The organism is Leifsonia shinshuensis, assembly GCF_031456835.1.
GTDB lineage: Bacteria > Actinomycetota > Actinomycetes > Actinomycetales > Microbacteriaceae > Leifsonia > Leifsonia shinshuensis_C.
The window spans coordinates 2,082,678-2,106,844 of sequence record NZ_JAVDVK010000001.1; the positions used below are offsets into that span (position 1 = coordinate 2,082,678).

The 24,167-nt window shown below is 69.7% G+C and carries 21 protein-coding genes; 14 read left to right on the forward strand and 7 right to left on the reverse strand.

Going from position 1 to position 24,167, the window contains the following annotated elements; translation table 11 throughout:
- Positions 1–168: 168 nt before the first annotated feature.
- From J2W45_RS10230 to J2W45_RS10250, 5 genes are read left to right on the forward strand one after another with little or no spacing between them, the layout of a single operon-like run.
- Positions 169–1,104 (forward strand): N-acetylglucosamine kinase, encoded by a 936-nt coding sequence (locus J2W45_RS10230; protein WP_310131446.1) that lies wholly within the window; start codon positions 169–171, stop codon positions 1,102–1,104.
- The gene (locus tag J2W45_RS10235) at positions 1,101–2,402 is read left to right on the forward strand and encodes an extracellular solute-binding protein (RefSeq protein ID WP_310131450.1); all 1,302 of its coding nucleotides are present in this window, start codon (positions 1,101–1,103) and stop codon (positions 2,400–2,402) included. The genes J2W45_RS10230 and J2W45_RS10235 overlap by 4 nt, the downstream gene beginning before the upstream one ends.
- A complete protein-coding gene (locus J2W45_RS10240; protein WP_310131453.1) occupies positions 2,399–3,358 on the forward strand; it encodes a carbohydrate ABC transporter permease in 960 nt (319 codons plus the stop codon). Before J2W45_RS10235 ends, J2W45_RS10240 begins: the two co-directional genes overlap by 4 nt.
- Entirely contained in the window at positions 3,355–4,203 is an 849-nt protein-coding gene (locus J2W45_RS10245) for a carbohydrate ABC transporter permease (RefSeq protein WP_310131456.1), read from the forward strand. Before J2W45_RS10240 ends, J2W45_RS10245 begins: the two co-directional genes overlap by 4 nt.
- A gap of 43 nt (positions 4,204–4,246) precedes the next feature.
- Positions 4,247–5,278, forward strand: a complete 1,032-nt coding sequence (locus tag J2W45_RS10250; protein WP_310131458.1) for an SIS domain-containing protein — start codon at positions 4,247–4,249, stop codon at positions 5,276–5,278.
- A 229-nt stretch (positions 5,279–5,507) separates the two neighbouring features.
- On the opposite strand, the gene J2W45_RS10255 is transcribed toward J2W45_RS10250, so the two are convergent.
- A complete protein-coding gene (locus tag J2W45_RS10255; RefSeq protein ID WP_310131460.1) occupies positions 5,508–6,068 on the reverse strand; it encodes a hypothetical protein in 561 nt (186 codons plus the stop codon).
- A 144-nt stretch (positions 6,069–6,212) separates the two neighbouring features.
- Between J2W45_RS10255 and J2W45_RS10260 the strand changes: the two genes are divergently transcribed.
- Both J2W45_RS10260 and J2W45_RS10265 read left to right on the forward strand, forming a co-directional pair.
- Positions 6,213–6,470 carry a LapA family protein gene (locus J2W45_RS10260; RefSeq protein WP_310131463.1) on the forward strand — a complete coding sequence of 86 codons (258 nt, stop codon included), beginning with the start codon at positions 6,213–6,215 and terminating at the stop codon, positions 6,468–6,470.
- Positions 6,471–6,508: 38 nt separating this feature from the next.
- Positions 6,509–6,667: a hypothetical protein gene (locus J2W45_RS10265; protein ID WP_310131466.1), complete on the forward strand. Its 159-nt coding sequence runs from the start codon at positions 6,509–6,511 to the stop codon at positions 6,665–6,667.
- Positions 6,668–6,745: 78 nt separating this feature from the next.
- On the opposite strand, the gene J2W45_RS10270 is transcribed toward J2W45_RS10265, so the two are convergent.
- Positions 6,746–6,961 (reverse strand): hypothetical protein, encoded by a 216-nt coding sequence (locus tag J2W45_RS10270; protein ID WP_310131468.1) that lies wholly within the window; start codon positions 6,959–6,961, stop codon positions 6,746–6,748.
- Positions 6,962–7,103: 142 nt separating this feature from the next.
- On the opposite strand from J2W45_RS10270, the gene mgrA reads away from it, so the two are divergent.
- Positions 7,104–8,141: an L-glyceraldehyde 3-phosphate reductase gene (gene mgrA / locus J2W45_RS10275; protein WP_310131469.1), complete on the forward strand. Its 1,038-nt coding sequence runs from the start codon at positions 7,104–7,106 to the stop codon at positions 8,139–8,141.
- A 178-nt stretch (positions 8,142–8,319) separates the two neighbouring features.
- Entirely contained in the window at positions 8,320–9,885 is a 1,566-nt protein-coding gene (locus J2W45_RS10280; protein ID WP_310131470.1) for a glycosyltransferase family 39 protein, read from the forward strand.
- Positions 9,886–9,933: 48 nt separating this feature from the next.
- On the opposite strand, the gene J2W45_RS10285 is transcribed toward J2W45_RS10280, so the two are convergent.
- Positions 9,934–10,653, reverse strand: coding sequence for an SOS response-associated peptidase (locus J2W45_RS10285; protein WP_310131472.1), 720 nt, complete (start codon positions 10,651–10,653; stop codon positions 9,934–9,936).
- Between the two features lie 49 nt (positions 10,654–10,702).
- On the opposite strand from J2W45_RS10285, the gene J2W45_RS10290 reads away from it, so the two are divergent.
- Positions 10,703–11,740 carry an AI-2E family transporter gene (locus J2W45_RS10290; protein WP_310131473.1) on the forward strand — a complete coding sequence of 346 codons (1,038 nt, stop codon included), beginning with the start codon at positions 10,703–10,705 and terminating at the stop codon, positions 11,738–11,740.
- Between the two features lie 77 nt (positions 11,741–11,817).
- Here the strand turns inward: J2W45_RS10290 and J2W45_RS10295 are convergent, their stop codons facing one another.
- Together J2W45_RS10295 and J2W45_RS10300 are read right to left on the reverse strand one after the other, a co-directional pair.
- On the reverse strand, positions 11,818–12,201 hold the full coding sequence (locus tag J2W45_RS10295; RefSeq protein WP_310131476.1) for a hypothetical protein: 384 nt from the start codon (positions 12,199–12,201) through the stop codon (positions 11,818–11,820).
- A 19-nt stretch (positions 12,202–12,220) separates the two neighbouring features.
- Positions 12,221–12,616 carry a hypothetical protein gene (locus J2W45_RS10300; protein ID WP_310131479.1) on the reverse strand — a complete coding sequence of 132 codons (396 nt, stop codon included), beginning with the start codon at positions 12,614–12,616 and terminating at the stop codon, positions 12,221–12,223.
- 189 nt (positions 12,617–12,805) lie between these two features.
- On the opposite strand from J2W45_RS10300, the gene J2W45_RS10305 reads away from it, so the two are divergent.
- From J2W45_RS10305 to J2W45_RS10320, 4 genes are all read left to right on the forward strand, one after another.
- Positions 12,806–13,510 carry a DUF1345 domain-containing protein gene (locus J2W45_RS10305; protein ID WP_310131480.1) on the forward strand — a complete coding sequence of 235 codons (705 nt, stop codon included), beginning with the start codon at positions 12,806–12,808 and terminating at the stop codon, positions 13,508–13,510.
- A gap of 359 nt (positions 13,511–13,869) precedes the next feature.
- Positions 13,870–15,387, forward strand: a complete 1,518-nt coding sequence (locus J2W45_RS10310; RefSeq protein ID WP_310131483.1) for a sugar transferase — start codon at positions 13,870–13,872, stop codon at positions 15,385–15,387.
- A 59-nt stretch (positions 15,388–15,446) separates the two neighbouring features.
- The gene (locus J2W45_RS10315; protein ID WP_310131486.1) at positions 15,447–19,922 is read left to right on the forward strand and encodes a PKD domain-containing protein; all 4,476 of its coding nucleotides are present in this window, start codon (positions 15,447–15,449) and stop codon (positions 19,920–19,922) included.
- A gap of 10 nt (positions 19,923–19,932) precedes the next feature.
- Entirely contained in the window at positions 19,933–21,096 is a 1,164-nt protein-coding gene (locus tag J2W45_RS10320) for a glycosyltransferase (RefSeq protein WP_310131487.1), read from the forward strand.
- 24 nt (positions 21,097–21,120) lie between these two features.
- Here J2W45_RS10320 and J2W45_RS10325 read toward each other — a convergent pair whose 3' ends face one another.
- Positions 21,121–22,779, reverse strand: coding sequence for a tyrosine-protein kinase domain-containing protein (locus tag J2W45_RS10325; protein ID WP_310131489.1), 1,659 nt, complete (start codon positions 22,777–22,779; stop codon positions 21,121–21,123).
- Complete coding sequence (locus J2W45_RS10330) at positions 22,779–24,161, reverse strand: hypothetical protein (protein WP_310131490.1); 1,383 nt, start codon at positions 24,159–24,161, stop codon at positions 22,779–22,781. The genes J2W45_RS10325 and J2W45_RS10330 overlap by 1 nt, the downstream gene beginning before the upstream one ends.
- Positions 24,162–24,167 lie beyond the last annotated feature (6 nt).

The following is a 24,167-nucleotide window of genomic DNA, read 5'->3' on the forward strand; positions in this document are numbered from 1 at the left end:
CGGTTATGCGACCTTCAAAACCACGATTTGTGCCAAATCTCGAACACCGCAGCCCCCGAGGACGCGCGGGTCTTGACGGGGGCGGGGAGTGTCGCCTAGGTTGGGCGTCAACTTCTTCTCACTCCGATAGGAAAGAAGAAGATCCTTCAACGACGCAAAGGAGCAGACGTGATCGTCGGAATCGACATCGGCGGCACCAAGACGCACGTGTGCGTCGAGGACGACGCCGGCGCCGCGCTCCTCGACCGGTCGGTCAAGACCGCCGACTGGCAGCACGGGGGCCACCTCCACTCGGAGGACAACGTCCGCGGGCTGCTCGCCCTGCTGGATGAGGAGCCCGGCGCCGCGGAGGCTCCCCTCGTCGTCGGCGCCCACGGGCTCGACAGCGAAGCCCAGACGCTCGCCTTCTCCGACATGCTCGCGGAGCTGCACGACGGACCGGCGCTGGCCCTCAACGACGTCGAGCTGGTCGGACCGGCGGCCGGCTTCGACGAGGCGATCGCCGTCATCGCGGGCACCGGCAGCAAGGTCGTCGGCCGCCGCGCCGACGGCAGCCTGGTGAGCGCCGGAGGCTACGGCTACATCCTCAACGACCCCGGAAGCGCCCCCGCGCTGGTGCGGGACGCCGTGCGCTCGCTGTTCGACGCGGTCGACCAGGACGAGCCGCGCGACGCGCTGGCCGACGCCCTCTTCGCCCACTTCGGCGTCGACGAGATCGTCGGGCTCTCCAACGCGCTCACGGTCCGCCCGCGCGTCACGGCGTGGGGCGCCGCGGCACCGCTCGTCTTCGCTGCGGCCGATGCGGGCAGCGAACGGGCGGCACGCGTCATCGACGCCGCCGCCGACGAGCTCGCCCGGAGCGTCGAGCTGGTCCACCGCCGCGGCGCGGCCGGCGACGACGTGGTCTGCGCGGGCGGCGTCGTCAGCCACCAGCCGCGGCTGTTCGACGCCCTCGGCGAGCGCCTGCGCGCCCGCGGGCTCACCCACTCCATCCACCTGCTGGATGTCGCCCCGGTGCGCGGCGCCCTCGCGCTCGCCCGCCGGCTCACGGAGGCGGCCACTGTCGTCCCCTTCGCACCATCGAACACACGGAGGAAGTCATGAGAATCACATCCACCGGGCGCCGTCGCGCACTCGGGGCCCTCGGGCTCGCCGCGACCGCCGCTCTCGCCCTCAGCGCCTGCAGCGTCACCGGCGCCGGCACCGCGTCGGGCGGCGAGGGCGACGGCACCGGCACGATCAACGCCCTGTTCATGAAGCAGGCCGGCTACTCGGAGTCGGACGTCAACGCGATGATCAAGGACTTCGAGGCGAAGAACCCCAAGATCACCGTCAAGCCGACGTTCGTCGCCTACGAAGCGCTGCACGACAAGATCGTCACCTCGGCTCCGGCCGGAACGTACGACGTCGTGCACCTCGACGTGATCTGGCCGGCGGAGTTCGCCTCCAAGAACATCATCACCGACGTGACCAAGCGGTTCCCGTCCTCGTGGAAGAGCGACATGCTCGGCGGCGCGCTCACCAGCGCCGAGTACAAGGGCAAGTTCTACGGCGTGCCGTGGGGCCCGTCCACGAAGCTGTTCTTCTACAACAAGGACATGCTGGCCAAGGTGGGCGCGACCCCCGACGACGTCAAGGCGTGGGACGGCGTGCTCGCCGTCGCCAAGAAGCTCAAGGACGCCGGGGTGGTGCAGTACCCGATCGCCTGGAGCTGGTCGCAGGCCGAGGCGCTGGTGTGCGACTACGCCGAGCTGCTCGGGGCGTACGGCGGCCAGTTCACCGACTCCAGCGGAAAGCTCGACATCAACGAGGGCGCGGGCGTGCAGGCGCTCGAGTTCATGAAGAAGTCGCTGGATGAGGGGCTCACCGACCCGGCGTCGACGACCTTCCTCGAGGACGACACCGACAAGTCCATGGCGGCCGGCAAGACGGCGATGGAGCTGAACTGGGAGTCGACCTTCCGCGACCAGAACGACCCGTCGATCTCGAAGGTGGTCGGGCAGATCGCGGTCACCGCTCCCCCGGCGGGCCCCAGCGGCGACAACCCCGGCGTGAACGGCTCCATGGCGCTCGCCATCGGCGCCAAGTCGAAGCACCAGGCGGCCGCGTGGAAGTTCATCGAGTACATGACCAGCGAGGCGGTGCAGGACAAGTACGTCAAGAGCTCGATGACGAACTGGAAGGCCAGCTACACCAAGCCCGAGATCACGAAGACCAACCCCGAGGTGTTCGCCGCCGCGGGCAAGGCCTACGACTCGATGATCCTGCGCCCGCCGGTGCCGAACTACAACACCGTGTCGCAGGCCATCCAGGTGGAGCTGCAGAACGCGTTGCTCGGGAAGAAGAGTCCGCAGCAGGCCCTCGACGACGCGGTCGAGGCCGCGAACGAGAACCAGGGATGAGCGGCGTGTCGGTCGCCGGAGTCGAGACGGAGCGACGCGCCCCCGCGACGGGGCAGCGCCGCAACCGGCGCAAGCGCGACAACCAGGGAAGGCTCGCCTTCTGGCTGCTGCTGCCCGCCGCGATCGCGGTGTTCGGGGTCATCGTCTACCCGATCCTCCGCACGCTCCTCATCTCGTTCTTCGAGGTGAACTCGGCGCTGGCGACCGACACCCCGTTCGTCGGGCTGCAGAACTACATCGACACCCTCACCGCCCCGGGCTTCTGGGCGGCGATGGGACGGACGCTGTACTTCACCCTCGTCTCGACCGCGCTGGAGCTGGTGCTCGGCCTGATCGTGGCGGGACTCCTGAACGCGAAGCTCCGCGCGCGGTGGCTGTTCCGCGCCGTCGTCATCATCCCGTGGGCCATCCCGACGATCGTGAACGCGGCGATGTGGAAGGGCATCTTCAACGCCCAGTACGGCGCACTGAACGCCGCGCTGACCCAGCTCGGCATCATCGACCAGTACCAGGCGTGGCTCGGAGACCCGACCCTCGCGCTCAACATGGTCATCGTCGCCGACGTCTGGAAGACGACCCCGCTGGTGGCGTTCTTCCTGCTGGCGGGGCTCACGTCCATCCCGAGCGAGCTGTACGAGGCGGCGAAGGTCGACCGGGCGAGCTGGCCGCGCATCTTCCGCACCATCGTGCTGCCGATGCTGGTGCCGTCGATCTCGATCGTGCTCGTGCTGCGCACGGTGGAGGCGTTCAAGGTCTTCGACATCATCTACGCGATGACCCGCGGCGGGCCGGTGAACGGCACCCAGACGATCGCGTACTACGCCTACACGACCGCGTTCTCCGACCAGAACTTCGGGGTGGGCGCCGCCCTGTCGTACATCATCGTGCTGGTCATCCTCGCGCTGACCTTCGTCTACCTGCGCATGCTGCGCCGATCCGAGATGAGCCTGCTGTGAAGCGCACGACCCGCAACTCGATCCTGATCCACCTGGCGGCGCTGGGGGTCGCGGTCGTCATCCTACTGCCCTTCGGGTGGATGGTGATCGCCAGCGTGACGCCGCAGCGCATCCTGATCTCCACACCGCTGCAGTGGATCCCGGACACGCTCGACTGGAGCCGCTACGAGCTGATCTTCCGCGGCGGGGCGGAAAGCGTCGGCGCGACGTTCCGCGCGGCGCTCGCCAACACCACCATCGTGGCGGTCGGGACCGTCGCGGTCTCGATGGTCGTCGGCATCCTCGGCGCCTACGCGTTCGCGCGGCTGCGGTTCCGCTTCCGGCAGGCGGTGCTCATCCTCTTCCTGGCGACGTACATGCTGCCGCAGATCGCGCTGCTCATTCCTCTTTATCTGATCCTCAACTCGCTGGGGCTGCTGGACTCGGTGGTCGGCCTGATCATCGTCGACTGCTCTCTCGTGGTGCCGTTCGTGCTGTGGATCCTCAGCAACTACTTCCTCACCATCCCGGAGGAGCTGGAGGAGGCGGCCCGCATCGACGGAGCCTCGCGGCTGGGCGCGCTCTTCCGCGTGGTGCTGCCCGCCGCGCGCCCCGGCATCTTCGCGGCGATCATGTTCGCGTTCCTGCTGGCCTGGGACGAGTTCATGTACGCGCTGATCTTCACCTCGTCGAACGCGGCCAAGACGCTGCCGGTCGCGATCAGCGAGTTCGCCGGACGCTACACGACCGACTTCGGGCTCGTGGCCGCCGGCGGCATCCTCGCGGCCCTGCCCCCGATCATCGTCGCCCTGATCTTCCAGCGGTACGTCGTCAGCGGCATGGCCGCCGGCGCCGTCAAGGGCTGACCTTCCCCGACCGACCTCCCTCACCGACACGTAAGGACCTTCCATGGAACCCAAAGCCCCCTTCGTCGACGCCATGCGCGCCCAGCCGGAGAACCTCGCCCTCGCCCGGGAGACCGTGCTGCGCGACCTGGCCGCCTCCGGACTGAGCCGATGGGGAGCCGACGAGTCGGTGTCCGTCGTCGCGATGGGCGCCTCGCTGAACTCCGCGCACGCGCTCGTCGCCGCCCTCGCGGCCGTGGGCCGGCCCGCCTCGTCGGTCGTGGCGTCCGACCTCGCCGACGGTGTCGTCGCCGTGCGGGCCGACCACCACATCGTGGTATCCGAGTCCGGACGCAGCCCCGAGCCGCTGTACGCCGCTCGGACGCTGCCCGCCGGCACGCGGATCGGCATCTCGAACTACCCCGAGGCCCCCATCCGGGACACGGTGGATGCGGTGCTCGGCCTGGGTGGCTTCCCCGACTCGCCCGTGTACACCAGCGGCTACACCGCGACGCTCCTCGCCTACGCGCTGCTGCTCGACCACGTCGGCGCGCTCGACGCGGCCGCCGAGGCGGAGCGCATCCCTGCACGCGCGGCCGACGCCCTGCGTGAATACGCGGAGGTGGCGGAGACGATCGGCCGGGTGCTGGCCGAGGCCGGCGCGATCGACGTCGTGGGTCGCGGCGCGTCGCTGTCGTCCGCGTCGGAGCTGTCGCTCATGGTCCGCGAGGGCCTGCGCACGCCGAGTGCCGCCTTCGAGACGTACCAGTACCTCCACGGACCGATGGAGGTGCTCTCCGCGGGCGATGCGCTCGTGGTGTTCGGCGACGGGCGCGAGCTGGCCATCCCCTCGTCGGTGCTCGACGCCGGGGTTCGCGTCGTGCTCGTGACCGGCGCCGACCCGGCCAGCGTGCCGGGCGCAGGTCACGCGGGACTGACGATCGTGCCGGTGGATGCGGGGCTCGGCCCGTTCGAGCGCTCCGTGGTGGAGACCGTGATCGGCCAGCTGGCGATCGCCGCGGCCATCGAGCACAAGCCGTTCCCGCTCGAGGACTTCCTGTACCACCAGGACGACACCAAGCTGCCGGTGGGCTGAGCGAAGCGCTGCAACGGCGGACGGCCGTCGCCGCATCGTGTGGATGCGGGGACGGCCGTCGCCGCACCGTGTGGATGCGGGGACGGCCGTCGTCACATCGTGTGGATGCGCGGACGGCCGTCGCCGCATCGTGTGGATGCGCGGACGGCCGTCGCCGCATCGTATGGATGCGCGGACGGCCATCGCCGCACCGTGTGGATGCGGCGACGGCCGTCGCGCGGGGGTTTCGTTACTTCGCGGGCGTGGGCATCGGGGTTGCGGTCGCGCTGGGCGCCTGGCCCTTCATGCCGACGTTGATGTTCGCGCCGAAGAGGGCAGGCGCTCCCGAGCCGTTGTACTCACCGTAGGTGAGGTCGATGTCGGAGCCGAACACGACGACATCCTTCTCGATCGTGCCGGCATCGAACGTGGTGTCGGACGAGGTGAGCTTGACACCCGAGATGGTCTCCGCGGTGATCTTCTGCTTGCTCGACGTCACCTCGACGTGGCCACACGACCCGGTCAGGGTGATGGTGCCGTCGTGGCCGACGAGGTCGATCTCCTCGCCGCCGGTGCACTTGACGGTCGCGCTGGCGCCGTTAGCCTCGATGAGGACCTTCTTGCCGGCGGCATCGACCACCACGCCATCCTTCTCGAACGTCTCTTTGCCGTCCTTGGTGACGTGCACGGCGCCCTCCTGGACGTGAGCCTTCGCGTCGGGGACGCAGCCGGTGAGCAGCGAGGCGCCTGCGACGGCGGTCGCCCCCACGACGGCGATGACGGCGGCGCGGCGGATGGAACGGGGGTTCATACAGTTCTCTTTCTCTTGGCGGGGCGTTGCGGTGTCGAGGCAGTACCTCGAGCGCCCCTACAGAGGAAGACGTGCCTGCACGCACTTCGTGACGCCCTTACCTCCCCCTGTTCCGCCCGCGGCGCGTCGCGCCATACTGACGCCATGAGCACCCCTCACGACACCCGGGAGAACGCGTTCGTCCGCTTCCTCAAGCGGAAGTGGCCGGCGATCGTGCTGGTGGTCCTGCTCATCGTCGTCGCCATCCAGAACGGGGTCGGCGGCGACCAGGCGACGATCTACCTGCTGTGGGGGCAGCTCGTGATGCCGACGTGGGCGCTGGTGCTCATCGTGTTCGCGGCCGGCGGCGTGGTCGGCTGGGTATTCGCACGAAACCGGGCGGCACGCAAGGGCCGCCGCTGAACATTGACGAGTCCCGCGCGGAGGGGTCAGATGATCACATGATCGCTCTTATCATCGTCCTGCTCATCATCTGGCTGGTCCTCGCCATCCTCGGCTTCGCCATCAAGGGGCTGCTGTGGCTGGCGATCCTCGGCATCGTCTTCTTCGTCATCACGGCGATCGTCGGCTGGCTGCGCCGCGGTGCGAGCCGCACCTGACCCGTCCCCTGCCCGTCCAGCGGCGGCCGTGCTCACCCGAGCGTGGCCGCCGCTGTCATGAGCAGCGATGGGGTGACGTCACGGCTGCTCCTCGTCCAGCAGCGCGTCGTTCTGGAGGGTGTCGGCCGTCTCGTCGTCGGCCGGGAGGTCGGCGTCGTCGTCCAGGGCCGTGCCCGCAGGCGCCTGCCCGGCGGCGGTCGGCTGGTCGTGCACCGGGGTGTCCGAGGGCGCCGGAGCGCCCTGCGGCTGGCCGGGGACGGTGGGGTCGGTTGTGGGAGTCGTTTCGTCGGTCATGGTCCTATGCGACCGCCGCATCCGTCGGCGCGGAAGGGCTTGATCGGTCGCCGATCTGCGGTAGCCGCCGCCGTGGTTCGCGCAGCGCACCGGACGTCCGCGCCGGTTGGACATCGCACCCTCGGCGTAGCACTGTGGAGGCATGGCCTACATTCCGGATCCCGCACGCTACGACGACATGCTCTACCGCCGGACCGGGCGCAGCGGTCTCGACCTGCCCGCCCTCTCGCTCGGCCTCTGGCATAACTTCGGCGACGACCGGCCGATCGACACGCAGCGCGCGATCATCCGCCGCGCCTTCGACCTCGGCGTCACCCACTTCGACCTGGCGAACAACTACGGTCCGCCCTACGGGTCGGCCGAGAAGAACTTCGGCCGCATCCTCCGCGAGGACCTCCGCGACCACCGCGACGAGCTGGTGATCTCGAGCAAGGCCGGGTGGGACATGTGGCCCGGGCCGTACGGGCAGGGCGGCGGGGGCCGCAAGTACATGCTCGCCAGCCTCGACCAGTCGCTGGAGCGGCTGGGGCTCGACTATGTGGATATCTTCTACTCGCACCGTCCCGACCCGTCGACTCCGCTGGAGGAGACGATGCAGGCGCTGGACACGGCCGTGCGCTCCGGGCGGGCGCTCTACGTCGGCATCTCGTCGTACAGCGCCGAGGAGACCCGGCGGGCCGCAGAGATCCTCGCGGACCTCGGGACGCCGCTGCTCATCCACCAGCCGTCGTACTCGATGCTGAACCGCTGGATCGAGACCGAGGGCCTGCTCGACACGGTCGACGAGCTCGGCGTCGGCGTGATCGGCTTCACGCCGCTGGCGCAGGGGATGCTGACCGACAAGTACCTCGACGGCGTGCCGGAGGGCTCCCGTGCGAGCCGCGGCGACTCGTTCGACTCGTCCTGGCTCACCGACGAGGCGATCGGGCACCTGCGCGCGCTCAACGACATCGCCGCGGCCCGTGGGCAGTCGCTCGCGCAGCTCGCGCTCGCGTGGGCGCTCCGCGACGAGCGTGTGACCTCCCTGGTCATCGGTGCGAGCAGCGTCGGCCAGCTCGAGCAGAACGTCGCGGCGCTCGGCAACCTGTCTTTCTCCGACGACGAGCTGGCGGCGATCGACCAGCACGCGGTGGATGCGGGGGTCGACCTCTGGGCGGGAGCGCGGCGCGGCGAGGTCTGAGCGCCGGCGCGCTGCGCTCTGCGCGCGGCGCTCGGCGCGCGCGCGCCACGGGGCTATCCGGAGGACCACCGCCGGAGTAGGCAGGGGCTGTGAGTTTCCGTAGTGCTCCCTCACGCGTCCCCCAGGGTTCTCTGGTTGTCTCTGAGGTGTTCCCGTCCGCCGTCTAGAACCGGGTGGTATGGCCGTCCTCGTCGAACCGGACCTCCGGGTCGGAGCGCCGCTCCGCGCGGTGCGCCCGTGGACGATCGCGGGCATCTTCGGCCTCCTTGCGATCGTGCTGTGCGCCGCGGCGAGCTGGATCCCTTCGCTGTGGGGCGACGAGGCGGCGACGCTGCTCTCGGCCAAGCGCCCCGTCGGCAGCCTGATCGGCATGCTGCTGCACGTCGACGCGGTGCACGGGCTCTACTACCTGTTCATGCACGGGTGGATCCGTCTGGCCGGCGAGAGCGCGTTCGCCCTGCGGCTGCCGAGCGCGGTGGCGGTCGGGGCCGCGGTGGCGGCCGTGACGCTCATCGCGGGCCGGCGCGGCGGCGCCCGGGCGGCGGTCGTTGCCGGGATCGTGGCGACCGTCCTCCCCCGGCTCACGTACGCCGGCGAGGAGGCACGGTCGTATGCCTTCACCGCCGCCGCGGCCGCCTGGCTCACGCTGCTCCTGCTGTGGCTCGTCGACGGCGGCGGCCGGCGGCTGGCACCGGCCGCGCGGCGGCTCGCCTGGCTGCTGTACGCCGTCGGCATGGCCGCCTCCTCGTACCTCTTCCTCTACTTCGCCACCCTGCTGATCGCCCACGGCGCCGTGCTGCTCGGGAGCCGCGCGTCGCGCTCGACCCTCCGGGCATGGGCCGTCTGCGCCGCCGGCGTCATGCTGACCCTGATGCCGCTCGCCGCGCTCGCATACCTCGAACGCAGTCAGATCTCCTACCTGAGCGCCACCCCGGACGACCCGTCGATCTGGTACTACTTCCTGTGGTTCGGGATGCCGTGGGTCGCGATCCCGGCGTGGGCGCTCATCGCACTCGCACTGTGGCCGGCGTGGCGCGCCTGGCGCACGCGCGGGATGCGTCCCTCCGGCACCGGTCCCCGCGGGGTGTCGACCCGCCTCGTCGCCGCCACCTGGCTGTTCCTGCCGACGGGCGTCATGCTCGTGGTCAACCTCGTGTACCCGATGTACACGGGCCGCTACTCGACGTTCGCCGCTCCGGCCGCCGCACTCCTCGTCGCGGAGGGCATCCTGGTGCTCGGGCGGCTCATCGGCGGCGACCCGAGGCGGACGGTGGCCGCGACCGCGGGCGCGACGCTCGTCTTCGTCGCCCTCTGCGCCCCGGTCTACGTGCTCCAGCGCGGTCCCTACGCCAAGAACGACAGCGACTGGGCCGAGATCAGCGCGGCGATGCACGCGAACGCCGGCCCGGGCGACGCCGTCGTCTTCGACGAGTCGGCGCGGCCCTCGCAGCGGCCCCGGCTGGCGATGCGCACCTACCCGGACGGCTTCCGGGGCGTCCGGGATGTCACCCTGCGCGTCCCCTACTACCGCAACGACTGGTGGTCGGACCGCGCCTACTCGGTGCCGGCGGCGGCGCAGCGCGGTCGCTTCGACGGCGTGGAGCGGGTGTGGATGATCGAGTACGACGACGAGGAGGGCGTCCAGGACACGTGGGGACTCGCCGACCTGCAGGCGCTCGGCTTCTTCGAGACCGGCCGGACGATCACGACGCACCGCAGCGTCATCATCGAGCTGACGCGCTGAGCGTCAGGCCTCGTCGACGCTCACGCTTCGCCGACGCTTCGCCGACGCTCAGGCGGCGTCCACCGGCTGGATCAGCTGCGGTCCGTCGTCGCTCGTCTTGAACGGGGCCACCCGGTCGAAGCGCAGCGTCTCGGCCTCGGCGACGCCCGCGCGCACCGCTTCGTCGACCAGGGCCTGGTCGCCGACGATGGACGGGTCGATCCAGTGCTGCCACAGCTCCTCGGGCAGGATGACGGGATTGCGGTCGTGGATGTCGGCGAGCGTCTGCACGGCATCCGACGTGAGGATCGTGGCGGTGAGCACCCAGCGGTCGGGGTCGTCCTCCGCCTTGCTCTTGTCGCGCCACCAGGAGTACAGCCCGGCGAAGCCCATCAGGCGTCCCTCCGGGTAGCGGATGAAGTACGGCGTCTTGCTGCCCTTCGGCCCCTGCCACTCGTAGTAGCCGCGCGCCAGGACGATCGCGCGGTGCGACTGCACGGGTTTGCGCCAGGTGGACTTCTCGGCGATGTCCTCCGCCCGCGCGTTGAAGGTGGGGAACTTGGTCTTGAGGGTGTCGGACCAGGACGGGACGAGCGACCAGTGCGCGCGCTCGAAGCGCAGCTCCCGGGTCTTGGCCGAGTCGATCAGCACCGGGATGTCGTCGGTCGGCGCGATGTTGTAGTCCGCCTCCCAGTCGGCGCGCCACTCCTCGGGCCGCCGCCCGGTCCGTTCCACGAACTCCGTGATCTCGGCGTTGACCTTGTCGTCCATCGCGAACCTGCCGCACATGCCGCCAGCTTAGGCGTCACGTCCGACATGCGGAGCCGTCTGGGTAGGTGTGACCATCCAGAACCCGTTCCGCCTCGCCCTCGTCGGTACGCTCGGCGTCGGGCTCGGCCTGCTGGTGCTCAACACCGTCGCCAGCCTGTCGACCGTGATCACGTGGATCGGGGCCGCCCTCTTCCTCGCCCTCGGCGTCGAACCGCTGATCGCGTTCCTCGAGCGCCGCCGGGTGCCGCGGTGGCTGGCCCTCGTCGCCACCCTCGCCGTCGCGATCGGCGGCCTCGTCGCTCTGGTCTACGCGATCGTCCCCGTCGCCGTCGACCAGGGCAGCCAGCTGGTCGGTCACGTCGCCTCGTGGTTCGAGAGCGGGGCGGCCAATGAGTGGTTCCAGGGGCTGAAGACGCAGTTCCCCGCCATCGTGAACCAGCAGAACATCGACGCGCTGGCGTCGTGGGCGCAGCAGAACGTTCCGAGTCTCACCACGGCGGTGCTGCAGACGAGCGCGGCGGTCCTGCACGGCGCCTTCGGCGTGGTCGTGGTGGCCATCCTGACCGTCTACTTCACCGCGTCCCTCCCGCGCATCACGCGCCGCGCGTACCAGCTGGTGCCTGCCTCTCGGCGCGCTCGCGTCGCAGACCTCGGCGATCAGATCACCGGCTCGGTGGGCCGGTTCGTCTCCGGTCAGCTGGCGCTGGCACTGATCAACGGCGTGCTGAGCGCGGTGTTCCTGAGCGTGATCGGAGCGAAGTATCCGATCCTGCTCGCGTCGATCGCGTTCGTGTTCTCGCTGATCCCGCTGGTGGGGACGGCCACCGGCTCGGTGATCATCACCGCGGTGTGCGCGCTATCCGGGCCGGCGACCGCCATCGCCGCGGCGATCTATTACCTCGTCTACATGCAGGTGGAGGCGTACGTGCTGAGCCCGCGGATCATGAGCCGCGCGGTGGCGGTGCCCGGAGCGCTCGTGGTGGTCGCGGCTCTGGCGGGCGGTGCGCTGCTCGGAGTGCTGGGCGCCCTGGTGGCGATTCCCTTCGCCGCGGCGGCCCTGCTCATCGTGAAACAGGTGGTCATTCCGTACCAGCGCGGTCGGTAGACCGAGCGCCGGCGATACGAGAGAGGCCCCCATCCTGACGGGATGGGGGCCTCTTTCGTACTCCGGGTCTCGGCGCCTTACTTGCGGTCGAGCTGGTACTTGACCTTGCTGCCGGAGCCCGACAGCGTCACCGTGTACTTGCTGTTCTCGTACTTGTGGGTCGAGACCTTGGAGAAATCGTTCTTCTCGAGGATCTCCTCGGCGTCCGCGGCCGCGTCGGAGGACGTGGTCTCGACGTCGGCCGTGTAGTCGCCGCTCGCATCGTTGCCGGAGGTCGTGGCCTTGGTGACGACCGAGTCGGGCAGGTACGGCACCTCGCGCGGCATCTCGGAGAAGTTGTCGTTCGTCGGGTTGCTGGTCGAGTTCGTGTCCCCGAGGCTGGCCTCGACGCAGCCCGTCAGGCTGAGGGCGGCCATACCGGCGAGGAGGACGGCGGGGATGAGTGCTTTAGCGATGCGCACAGCGTTCCAATCTGACTGACTACTTGCGGTCGAGCTCGTACTTCACGCTGCTGCCGGAACCCGACAGCTTCACGACGTACTTGTCGTTCTCCCACTTGTTGGTGCCCGCTTCGGTGAAGCTCTTGTTCTTGAGGACCTGCTCGGCGTCCTTCACCGCGTCGGCGGACGTCGTCTGGGCATCTGCGGTCCAGTTGCCGGTCACGTTGCTGCCGCTCACCTTCACGCTCGTGACGACGGACTCGGGCAGGTAGGGGACCTCCTTCGGCATTCCGTCGAAGTTGGTGTCGACCTCCGCGGTGTCCTCCGTCGCCGCGGACGTGCTGACGGTCTCGGTGGTCGTGCTGCACGCCGACAGGCTGACGGCGGCCATGCCGGCCACGAGGACGGCGGGGATGAGTGCTTTGCGAATGCGCACGGTGTTCCAATCGTGAATGTGGTTGCGGCCCGCTGCTGGTGCCAGACGCGGGCCCTTCATTCCTCCAGACGCGATGGTTCCGGGATTCGTGACGGGGATGGGCGCAGTGCAGCGGCCGCGTCATGGAACGGGTTCGCTCCCGTCTTATGTGATGTGAGCTCCCGCCTGGGCGCACGAAGGAGCATTGGCATGGACACCGCGGTCGAACCGACTCGCGCGGAGCGACGGACGGAACCCGAACCGTCCGTCGCGCCCCTGACCCACGTCGCCGTCGCGGCGAACCTGCTGGTTCAGGCCTCGCTGATCGGCCTCGTGCTCGCGATGATGTTCCTGGCGACAGACGCGACGTACTTCGGCTTGTTCGCAGCGTGGTGCGCGGTCGGCACCGCCTATGTCCTCACGGTGGGCGTCGTCGTCGCGACAATGGCGCGTCGCGAGAGCTGGTCGAAGCGGACCCTCAGTCGCTTCCACCTGGGTCGGACGGTACGCACCATGACGACGCTCACCACGGTCGGCGGATTCGTGATCGGCGCGTCGGGCGCCCTGACGGTGCGCACGCCGGTAGCCGACGAAGGACTCCACCTCCTCGTGGACAGCCTCGGCGTCTGGGCGATGCTGGTGTCGTGGGCCCTGCTGCACTGGGGGTTCGCGCAGTCGTACTTCCGGCGCTACCACTGCAGCGCGCATCCGACGCTCGAGTTCCCCTGCGAACGGCAGCCTCGGCTGAGCGACTTCGTGTACTTCTCCGTGACGGTCGGCACGTCCTTCGCCACGTCCGACACCAGGGTCCTGTCTCCGGCGATCCGGTGGACGGTGACGTGGCACTCGGTGCTGTCGTTCCTGTTCAACGGCGCGATCGTGGTGGTCGCCTTCAACACGCTCACGGGTAACTGAGGATCACTCACCCCCCAAAAGCGGGTGACGCGAAGCTGAGAAAACGATGTATTCTCAGTTTTGTGGATTGGTGAGGAACAGTCACTTTACGGTACTGGAACTCCGATCGTTCACACCACCCGAAAGCAGTACCTACCCGACCCGCAGGTGACCCACGTGTACCCGATTTCGCCGCGCCGAGCGCTTCCCGCACTCAACCCCATCCGAAGGGGGAGCACTCGGCGCGCGCGGAACCACGGGAGTCGCCCCTCGAGCGGAGCCGGCGGCGGTGAAGCCGTTCGAGACCACGGTTTCCCCCCAGCCGCCGTCGGCTCCCTGATGGGACACGATGCCGGCGCCGGCGCTGCGGAGGTGGCGGCATGACCGTCGTCCGCCCCCGGCTCCCCGGCATCGTCGCCCCCACCGCTCTGCGCGGGCGCAGCTCCGAACTCACCTGGGCGAAGCGCTACCGTTACCGGCTGCTCGCCACGGACACCGCGATCATCCTCGCCGCCACCATCGGCGCAGTGTACGTGCGCTTCGGCTTCGACGACGCGGTCGCTCCGACCGCGGGATTCCACCTCGACTACGCCTACCTGTCGCTGATCATCGCCGCGACGTGGCTCTTCACCCTGTCGGTGTACCGCACCCGCGATCCCCGCGTCATCGGGCTCGGCGTCTCCGAGTACCGCCGCGTCGTCTCGGCGACGGCGACGACCTTCGGCGTGCTGGCCATCCTCTTCCTCGTGACGAAGATCGACATCGCCCGGGGCTACTTCATCGTCGCGCTGCCGGCCGGCATGGCCGGGGTGCTGTTCTCGCGCTGGCTGTGGCGCCACTGGCTCATCCACCAGCGCACCTTCGACCACTACCTCTCGCGTGCGCTCGTCGTGGGACGGTTCAACGACGTCGACTACGTCGTGCGCCAGATCCACCAGAAGTCGGGAGCGGCCTACAACGTCGTGGGTGCCGCTCTCGACACGGGCAAGCGCAAGGGCGCGAAGAAGGACGCCGAGATGCGGCGCCGGATCGCGAGTCCCGAGCGGGAGGTACCGATCGTCTGCGACCTGTCGGGGGTCGCTGACGCTGCGGCGCGGCTGGGCGCGGACACGGTGATCGTGGCCGGCCGCGCCCTCAGTTCCGGCGACTTCGTGCGCAAGCTCGCCTGGAAGCTCGAGGGGACCGCCACCGAGCTGGTTCTCGCGGCGCCGCTGACCGACGTCGCGGGCCCGCGCATCCACTTCCGTCCGGTGGAGGGGCTGCCGCTCATCCACGTCGAGATCCCGCAGTTCGAGGGCGGCAAGCACGTGCTCAAGCGCGCGTTCGACTTCTTCGCGGCCGGGCTGGCCCTGCTCCTGCTCTCCCCGCTCTTCCTCGCGATCGCGATCGCCGTGAAGCTCGACGACAACGGGCCCGTGATCTTCGCGCAGGAGCGCGTCGGCCGCAACGGCGAGCGCTTCAAGATGTACAAGTTCCGCTCGATGGTCGTGGATGCCGAGGCTCGCCTGGCCGCGCTCCGCGAGAGCAGCGACGGCAACGGCCTGCTGTTCAAGATGAAGCACGACCCTCGCGTGACCCGCGTCGGCCGCACGCTCCGCAAATTCTCGCTCGACGAGCTGCCGCAGCTGGTCAACGTCTTCCTCGGCGACATGAGCCTGGTCGGCCCGCGCCCGCCGCTGCCCTCCGAAGTCGAGGGCTATGAGAACCACGTGCACCGTCGCCTGTACATCAAGCCGGGACTCACCGGGATGTGGCAGGTGAACGGTCGCTCCGATCTCTCCTGGGAGGAGAGCGTCCGCCTGGACCTCTACTACGTGGAGAACTGGTCGCTGACCGGCGACCTCGTCATCATGTGGCGCACCGTCAAGGTGCTGACACATCCCGTGGGGGCGTACTGATGCGCCCCCGGATCCAACCGCCTCGCTCCCTCCCCCGACCGAAAGACAACGAGGTTGTCATGAGTACAACGCCCCGACCCCGCTCTCGCACACTGGGTATCCTGACCGCCGTCCTGACGGCGATCGGCCTGGTGTTCGGCGGCATCGCCATCGCGCAGCCCGCCGCCGCGGACACGGCACCACCGGATCCGGCCAACCCGGCCTCGCCACCGACGGTGAGCGCCGACGTCCTGCCGACCACCCAGATCGACGGGGTGGCATGGGCGCAGGTCGTGGTCGGCAACACCGTGTACGTGGCCGGCAAGTTCACCACGGCACGCCCCGCAGGCGCGGCGGCCGGGACGAACACGACGGCGCGCAGCAACCTGCTGGCGTACGACGTGACCACGGGCAACCTCATCAGCAGCTTCAACGTCCCGCTCAACGCGCAGGCGCTCGCCATCGCGGCATCGCCGGACGGCACCCGCGTGTATGTCGGCGGTGACTTCACCACGGCGGGCGGCGGCAACTACTACCGCATCGTCGCCATCAGCACGGCGACCGGACAGGTGATCAGCTCCTTCCGCCCGGTCATGGAGAGCCAGGTCCGTGCGCTGGCCGCGACGAACACCGCCCTCTACGCGGGCGGCACGTTCACGACCACGAACGGCGCCTCCACGCCGTACGTCGCGAAGATCAACGCATCCGACGGCTCCACCAACACCACCTGGGCCGCCAGCGCCGACTACGTCGTCGACGCGCTGGCCGTCAGCCCGGACGGCACCAAGGTGTACGCCGGTGGACGCTTCCAGCACGTCAACGGCGGCACCAACGCCTACGGCCTCGCCATGTTCGACGGCACGACCGGAGCCTTCCAGGCGTTCGGTGCCAACTCCGTCGTCCGCGACGCGGGCACCCAGGCGGGCATCACCGCGCTGGTCGCCACGAACGACCGCGTGTACGGCTCCGGCTACGTGTTCGGCTCCGGCGGCAACCTCGAGGGCAGCTTCTCGGCCGACCCCGCCACCGGCAACCTCATCTGGATGGAGGACTGCCACGGCGACACGTACTCCATCTGGCCGATGAACGACGCGCTGTACGTCGCCGGGCACCCGCACTACTGCGGGAACGTCGGCGGCTTCCCGCAGACGGACCCGTGGACCTACCACCACACCATGGCCTTCTCGAAGGCTCAGACCGGGACGCTCACCAACAACGGTGACGGCGCCTACGCCAACTTCACCGGTCAGCCCGCCCCGACCCTGCTCAACTGGTTCCCGCAGTACGTGACCGGTTCGTTCACGGGCCAGGGCCAGGCCGCCTGGTCGGTGGCCGGCAACGGCAACTACCTGGTCGCCGGCGGCGAGTTCCCGTACGTCAACGGCGTCGCCCAGCAGGGCCTCGTCCGCTATGCCATGAACAACGTGGTCAAGAGCAAGCTCGGCCCGAACGTCAACACCGCACTGGTCCCCAGCGCCGTCTCGTTCAAGGCCGGCCAGGCCCGCGTCTCGTGGACCGCGACCTACGATCAGGACAACGTCAACCTGAGCTACAAGGTCGTCCGCGACGGCCAGACCGCCACACCCGTCTACCAGACCACCCAGATCTCCAACTTCTGGACGCGTCCCTCGATGGGCTTCATCGACACCGGTCTGGCGCCGGGATCCACCCACTCCTACCGCGTCTACGTGACCGACCCCGACGGCAACCAGATCTCCCGCCTCGGCAACACAGTGACCATCGCGGCGTCGGACAGCGGCGGACCCTACGCGGACTCCGTGACACAGGCGGGCGCGAGCTCGTACTGGCCGCTGGATGAGGCGAGCGGCTCGGCCGGATTCGACCACGTCGGGTTCAACGACCTGCAGCTGCAGGCCGGCGTCACCCGCAACGGGGTGGCCGGTCCGATCAGCGGCACCACCGCATCCACCTTCAACGGCACCTCGACCGGCTGGGCCGTGACGCCCTCGTCGATCCCCGGACCGAACACCTTCACGGTGTCCGCCTGGTTCAACACCACCTCCACCAGCGGCGGCAAGATCATCGGCTTCGGCAACGCCAACGTCGGGACATCGAGCGGCTACGACCGTCACGTCTACATGGACAACAGCGGCCGGATCTGGTTCGGCGTGTACCCGGGCGGCGTGCAGACGCTGAACAGCGCAGCGGGACTCAACGACGGACAGTGGCACCAGGTCACGGCGTCGCTCGGCTCCAACGGGATGCGGCTCTACATCGACGGCAAGCAGGTGGGCTCGCGCACCGACGTCACCAGTGGCCAGGACTACTCCGGCTACTGGCGGGTCGGCGGCGACAGCCTCGGCGGATGGCCGAACCAGCCGGGCAGCGCGTTCTTCGCGGGCAGCATCGGTCAGGTCTCGATCTACCCGACGGTCCTCGACCGCACCACGGTCGTGAACCAGTACGTCGCCTCCGGTCGTCCGTCCCCGCTGGCTCCGGCTCCCGCCGACGCCTACGGCGCCGCGGTCTACAACGCCAACCCGGACATCTTCTGGCGGCTGGATGAGACCAGCGGGTCGACCGCGAACAGCGCCGACGCGTACAGCAACAACGGCACCTACTCGGGCACCGCGACGACGAAGAACCAGTCGGGCGTCCTCCCGGGCACCGCTGACAAGGCCGTGAAGTTCAACACGAACTTCAGCGGATCGAACGGAGGCGTCGTCTCCAGCAACCAGCAGTACGCCAACCCGACCACCTACAGCGAGGAGATCTGGTTCAAGACCTCGACGACCAAGGGCGGAAAGCTGATCGGCTTCGGCGACCAGCAGACCGGCCTCTCGGGGAGCTACGACCGGCACGTCTACATGCAGGACGACGGACGCATCGTGTTCGGGGTGTGGACCGGCCAGACCAACACGATCACGTCGCCGAACCCGCTGAACAACAACCAGTGGCACATGGCGGTCGCGACGCAGGGTCCGGACGGCATGAGCCTGTACGTCGACGGCCAGCTGGTCGGCACCAACCCGCAGACCCAGGCTCAGGCCTACAACGGGTACTGGCGGATCGGCGGCGACAACACCTGGGGCTCCACCGGCCCGTACTTCAACGGGACGCTGGACGAGGCCGCTGTCTACTCCAGCGAGCTGAGTGCGCAGCAGGTCGCCAACCACTACGCGCTGGGCACCAGCGGCACGCTGCCGAACCAGACGCCGACCGCATCCTTCACGACCACGCAGAACAGCCTGACCGTGAACGCGGACGGCACCGGATCCGTCGACCCCGACGGCACCATCGCCTCCTACGCCTGGGACTTCGGTGACGGCGCGACCGCGACGACACCGACCGCCAGCCACACCTACGCGGCCGGCGGAACCTACACGGTGGTCCTGACGGTGACCGACAACCAGGGCTCGACCAACACGGCCTCCAAGCAGGTCACGGTGGCCGCCAACCAGGCTCCGGTCGGCTCCTTCACCGCCAGTGCGACGAACCTGAACGCCTCGTTCGACGCATCCGCCTCGTCCGACCCGGACGGGACCGTGGCCTCGTACGCGTGGGACTTCGGTGACGGCACCACCGGCACCGGCGTGAACCCCACCCACACTTACGGAAGCGCGGGCACGTTCACGGTGACGCTGTCGGTGACCGACAACCAGGGACTGGCCGGGGCTCCCGTCCAGCAGCAGGTGACGACCACCCTTCCGCCGAACCAGGCGCCGGTCGCGAGCTTCACCTCGTCGACCAACGGCCTGACGGTCTCGGTGGACGGGAGCGCCTCCAGCGATCCCGACGGAACCATCGCCTCCTACGCCTGGGACTTCGGTGACGGAGCCACGGCGAACACGGCCACGGCCAGCCACCCGTACGCGGCCGGCGGGACCTACACGGTCACGCTGACGGTGACGGACAACCGCGGTGGCACCAACGCCGCCACCAAGTCCGTGACGGTCACCGCACCTCCGCCCGCCGCCCTCGCGTCCGACACGTTCGAGCGCACCTCGGCCAGCGGCTGGGGAACGGCGGACCTCGGCGGGGCGTGGACCGGAGCGGGCTCCGCGACGGCCTACACGGTGGGAACGGGGGCCGGCCAGATCGTCGGCGCCGCAGGGTCCACCAAGACCGAGCTGCTGAACAGCGTGACGAGCACCAACACGAACACCACGGTGCAGTTCACGACGGACCGCACCTCGACCGGCGGGGGGATCTACGTCTCCGCCCTCGGCCGGGTGGTCGGCACCGCCGAGTACTCCGCCCGCGTCTGGTTCCAGAGCAACGGCGTGGTGCAGATCCAGCTGCTCCAGGGCTCGACGGCACTGAAGGTGGCCAACGTCGCCGGTCTCACCTACACCCCCGGGACGCAGTACCAGGTGCGCCTGCAGGTGTTCGGCACCTCGCCGACCACCATCCAGGCCCGGGTGTGGAAGGTGGGGACCACCGAACCGGCCACCTGGCAGGCCTCGGTGACCGACACGACGGCCGCACTGCAGACCGCCGGCACCGTCGGACTCCGCGCCTACCTCTCCGGTACCGCGACCGACGCACCCCTCACCACGAAGTTCGACAACTTCGCGGTGACCCCGGCCCAGTAAGATCCGGAGGATGACCGCAGCCAGCCGTCGCCGACCCTCGCACACCGTCCTCGTCGCGCACCCCAGCGCGGAGCTCTACGGCTCCGACCGGGTGATGCTCGAGAGCGTGAGCGGACTGGTCGACGACGGCTGGCGCGTCGTCGTCGCGGTTCCGACGGACGGCCCACTGATCGCCGAGCTGCGGCGGCGGGGGGCGTCCGTCGAGCTGTGCCCGAGCCCTGTGCTGAGGAAGAGCGTCCTCACGCCGCGCGGCTTCGTCCGCTTCGTGCGGACGGCCCTGGTCTCGACGGTCCAGGGCTCCTCGCTCCTGCGCCGTGAGCGCCCCGCTCTCGTCTACGTCAACACCATCACCGTGCCGTTGTGGCCGGTGCTCGCCCGCCTCCGCGGCATCCCCGTGCTCACCCACGTGCACGAGGGCGAGGCGAGCGCCTCCGCGGTGATGCGGCGCATCCTGGCCCTCCCCCTGTTCCTGTCCCGGCGGATCGTGGTGAACAGCCGGTTCAGCACCGGGGTGCTCACGAGCTCGTTCCGGAGCCTGGGCGAGCGGTCGGAGATCGTCTACAACGCCGTCCCCGGTCCCGGCACGCGGACGGACCCCCGCCCCCGGCTCGACGGGCCGCTGCGCGTCACCTACATCGGCCGTCTCTCGCCGCGCAAAGGCGTGGACGTGGCCATCGGCGCGGTCGCCCAGCTCCGGGACCGCGGCGTCGAGGCGGACCTGCACGTCGTCGGATCGGTCTTCCCCGGTTACGAGTGGTACGAGAAGGAGCTGACCGAGACGGTGGGCCGCGCCGGTCTGAACGACAGCGTCCGGTTCCACGGCTTCCAGCCGTCCGTGTGGGACATCGTCGGCTCCGGCGATGTCGTCGTGGTGCCCTCGCGCGTCGACGAGCCGTTCGGCAACACGGCCGTGGAGGCACTGCTCGCCGCACGCCCGGTGATCGCGAGCGCCACCAGCGGGCTCCTTGAGGCGACGGCGGGCTACCGCACGGCCGTGACCGTCCGTCCCGACGACGCGACCGCACTGGCGGACGCCCTCCAGGGGACGATCGACGGCTGGGACGCCACCGCGCAGGCCGTCACGGCCGACGCCGACGAGGCGGAGCGCCGGCACAGCGTCTCCACCTACCGGCGGCGCATCGCGGACATCGTGCGGTCGGCCGCCCGCCGCTGAGGCGGGCGACCCGCGCCGCGGCCGTCAGCGGCGCGGCTTCACCTGTGACGTCGGGCCGGTGTTCGCCAGCTCGCGGTCGTCGTCCTCGTCCGACTCGACGGCGCTAATGTCCTCGTCGAAGTGCTCGTCGAGCTGTGCGTCGTCGACCTCCCAGTCCGCTGCGGCGCGCTCGGCGGCGGGCAGCGCGTCGGGTTCCGAGGCCGGCAGCGGGGGAAGCGGGAGCGGCGGAGTGGTCGACGCGCGACGGCGCAGGCGCAGCCGGCTCCGCCATCCGCTCTTCTCGGTGCCCGACTGGCGGTAGTAGCTGTCGGAGCTCTTGGTGGGCGCGACGCGGTTGAGGACGAGCCCGAGGACACGGACGCCCGACTTCTCGAGCAGGTCCATCGTCAGTGCCAGCTGCGACCGCGAGACGCGCGTCCGGTCCGCCACCACGAGTGCGCCATCCAGCGAGCGGGCGACCACCGCCGCGTCGACGACCGCGGTCATCGGCGGCGTGTCGAACACGACGACGTCGTACTCGCGGCCCACCTGCGCGATGAAGTCGGACATGGCCCGCGACGACAGCAGCTCGCTGGGGTTCGGCGGGATGGGACCGCTCGTGATGACGTCCAGCCCGTTCCACTCCTGGACGACCTCGGCGACGGAGGCGCGCCCGACCAGCACGGAGGTGAGGCCCGATCCGGCCGGCAGCCCCGTCGAGGCGGCGAGCGTCGGCCGGCGCAGGTCCGCATCCACGAGCAGCACCCGGCGGTCGCCCTCCGTCAGCGCCAGCGCGAGGTTCAGCGAGACCAGCGACTTGCCTTCGTCCGGGACGGACGAGGTCACCACGAACGCGAGGCGGTCAGAGTCGACGCTCACGAACTCCAGGCTGGAGCGGAGACGCCGGTAGCCCTCTGCGGCGCTCGACAGCGGGTCGGTGAGGAGGATCGGGCTGGGCTGGCGCCGTCGCAGCCGCTGGATCTGCGCCAGCAGCGGGACGCCGGTGACGCGCGCGGCGATGTCGGCGGAGCGCACCCGCGTGTCGAGGAGCTCGCGCAGCACCACGAGCAGCACGCCGAGCAGCAGACCGATCACGACGCCCGCGACGAGGTTCAGCCTCACGTTGGGCGACGAGGGCGCCTCCGGCTTCACCGCCGTCTGGATCGTGCGCACGGACACGGTGGTGGCGCCCGTCACGCTCTTCGGGGCGATCTCCTCCACCTTCTTGCCGAGCGTCGCGGCCACCGCGTTGGCGATGTCTGCGGCCTGCGCGGGGTCGCTGTCGGTCACGGACAGCTCGAGGATGACGGTGTTCTGCGGCGTGCTGACGGCGATCGAGTCGGCCAGGGAGGCGGGCGTGCGCTCGAGGTGCAGCTGGTCGATCACCGGCTGCAGCACGATCGCGGACTCCGCCAGCTGTGCGAAGGACAGCATCTGGTTCTGCGTGTAGGTGGAGCCCTGGTTGAGGTCGTTCGCGGAACCGCCGAAGTTGAGCGAGAAGTACAGGTTGCTCGTCGCGGTGTAGACCGGCGTCGCCACCTGGGCGAGTCCCCACCCGCCGATCAGCCCGGCGAACGCGCCCAGCGCGATGATGTACCAGAAGCGCTTGAAAGCGGCCACGAACTGGTGCTGGGCGGGGTCTCCGCCCCGTCCCTGTTCGGTGCTGGGGCGGTTGTCGGGGGTGTGTCGGGCGGGCGCGGGCATCAGCGTGCGCTCCTTTCGCGCGAGGGGACGGGCACGGCGGCCGGGAGGCCCGCGGGGACCTCCTGGCGCCGGTGGTGCTGCGACACGAGGAGCGTGCCGGCTGCAACGGACGGACGGAAGTGCTGCGTCGTCGCGGCGAGGCCGATCGCGACCCAGAGGAACACCGAGTACTGGGTGATCAGAGCGACGGTCGCCAGAGCCGGGATCTGCGCGACCACGGCAATGGTCGCCGGGGTGGCACGGCGGGAGATCACGAGCACGATGCCGGCGACCAGGGCTGCGACGACCAGCAGGAGCGCGATCACTCCGCTGGAGAGCCCGGTGAGGATGAGCTGGCTGTCGATGGAGCGGAAGTCGCCGAAGTAGACCTGGCCGGTGGAGTCCTTGCGCGCCGAGTCCGCGACGCCGACCACGTTCATGCTCCCGATCAGCGACAGCAGGTCGCCCCGGTAGTCGGCGCTTCCGGAGGCCTCCGACCCGGCGTCGTCGAAGACCGTCGTGACCAGCGGGAACACCAGCAGGGACACCACCACGATCGCGGAGGTGAGGACGATCCGCGCCCGGCGCGAGATGGCGTCGCGCATGAACAGGATCGAGAGGAAGAGGCCGAGAAGCGCGCCGATCATCCCGATCCGGCTGAAGGTGAGCACCGTCGCGAACAGCATCAGCAGCACCATCGCCGCCCTGAGCAGCAGCGGGAAGCGTGCGGCCAGGGTGAGCGGGATGGCGATCGCGAGGCTGGAGCCGAGGGCGATGGAGTGCCCGAAGGCGCCCTCCGCCCGCGCGACGCCACCGCGCTCCTGGATGGTGCCCCAGATGGCGTACATGGAGTTGCCGGCCTTGATGGTGACGAAGGGGTTCCAGCCGCCGAAGAACTCGATGATGGCGAGCACGCTGACGATGCTGAACGCGATCGCGACCGCGCCGTAGATCCAGGCGGGGTCGACGCGGAGCCCCGCGACGCGCCCGAACACATAACCGGCGACGAAGTAGGTGCCGAGCGAGAACGCGAAGCCGAGCGCGATCCCGGCGTTCTCCGTGAGCAGCGAGGCGATCGCGAAGACGATGAGCAGCGCGACCAGTCCGTCCATCATGCCGAACCGGTAACCGTGGGCGGGGAGCAGCGCGACCGTCGCGAGGAGGGCCATCCCGGTCACCGCCGGCAGGTAGTAGTTCCCGTTGAAGCCGATACCCAGGCCGATCCAGATCGGCACGAAGCAGAGCACGCCGATCCAGACGCCCACCGCGGTGCGCGGCATCCGCCGGAGCACCAGGAACGCCGCGACCGCCACCGTGAGCCCCGCGACGCTGACCAGCGTACGGTCGACCGCCGGCCCGCTGAGGGACGACGAGACGAGGAGGGCTCGGAAGGCGACGGTCACGGACGG

What these genes read in the sequence shown, in the direction of transcription:
- J2W45_RS10235 (WP_310131450.1), top strand. Translation starts at nt 1,101, where the DNA reads ATGAGAATCACATCCACCGGGCGCCGTCGCGCACTCGGGGCCCTCGGG.
- J2W45_RS10240 (WP_310131453.1), top strand. Translation starts at nt 2,399, where the DNA reads ATGAGCGGCGTGTCGGTCGCCGGAGTCGAGACGGAGCGACGCGCCCCC.
- J2W45_RS10250 (WP_310131458.1), top strand. Translation starts at nt 4,247, where the DNA reads ATGGAACCCAAAGCCCCCTTCGTCGACGCCATGCGCGCCCAGCCGGAG.
- J2W45_RS10255 (WP_310131460.1), bottom strand. Translation starts at nt 6,068, where the DNA reads ATGAACCCCCGTTCCATCCGCCGCGCCGCCGTCATCGCCGTCGTGGGG.
- J2W45_RS10260 (WP_310131463.1), top strand. Translation starts at nt 6,213, where the DNA reads ATGAGCACCCCTCACGACACCCGGGAGAACGCGTTCGTCCGCTTCCTC.
- J2W45_RS10265 (WP_310131466.1), top strand. Translation starts at nt 6,509, where the DNA reads ATGATCGCTCTTATCATCGTCCTGCTCATCATCTGGCTGGTCCTCGCC.
- J2W45_RS10270 (WP_310131468.1), bottom strand. Translation starts at nt 6,961, where the DNA reads ATGACCGACGAAACGACTCCCACAACCGACCCCACCGTCCCCGGCCAG.
- mgrA (WP_310131469.1), top strand. Translation starts at nt 7,104, where the DNA reads ATGGCCTACATTCCGGATCCCGCACGCTACGACGACATGCTCTACCGC.
- J2W45_RS10280 (WP_310131470.1), top strand. Translation starts at nt 8,320, where the DNA reads ATGGCCGTCCTCGTCGAACCGGACCTCCGGGTCGGAGCGCCGCTCCGC.
- J2W45_RS10285 (WP_310131472.1), bottom strand. Translation starts at nt 10,653, where the DNA reads ATGTGCGGCAGGTTCGCGATGGACGACAAGGTCAACGCCGAGATCACG.
- J2W45_RS10305 (WP_310131480.1), top strand. Translation starts at nt 12,806, where the DNA reads ATGGACACCGCGGTCGAACCGACTCGCGCGGAGCGACGGACGGAACCC.
- J2W45_RS10310 (WP_310131483.1), top strand. Translation starts at nt 13,870, where the DNA reads ATGACCGTCGTCCGCCCCCGGCTCCCCGGCATCGTCGCCCCCACCGCT.
- J2W45_RS10315 (WP_310131486.1), top strand. Translation starts at nt 15,447, where the DNA reads ATGAGTACAACGCCCCGACCCCGCTCTCGCACACTGGGTATCCTGACC.
- J2W45_RS10320 (WP_310131487.1), top strand. Translation starts at nt 19,933, where the DNA reads ATGACCGCAGCCAGCCGTCGCCGACCCTCGCACACCGTCCTCGTCGCG.
- J2W45_RS10325 (WP_310131489.1), bottom strand. Translation starts at nt 22,779, where the DNA reads ATGCCCGCGCCCGCCCGACACACCCCCGACAACCGCCCCAGCACCGAA.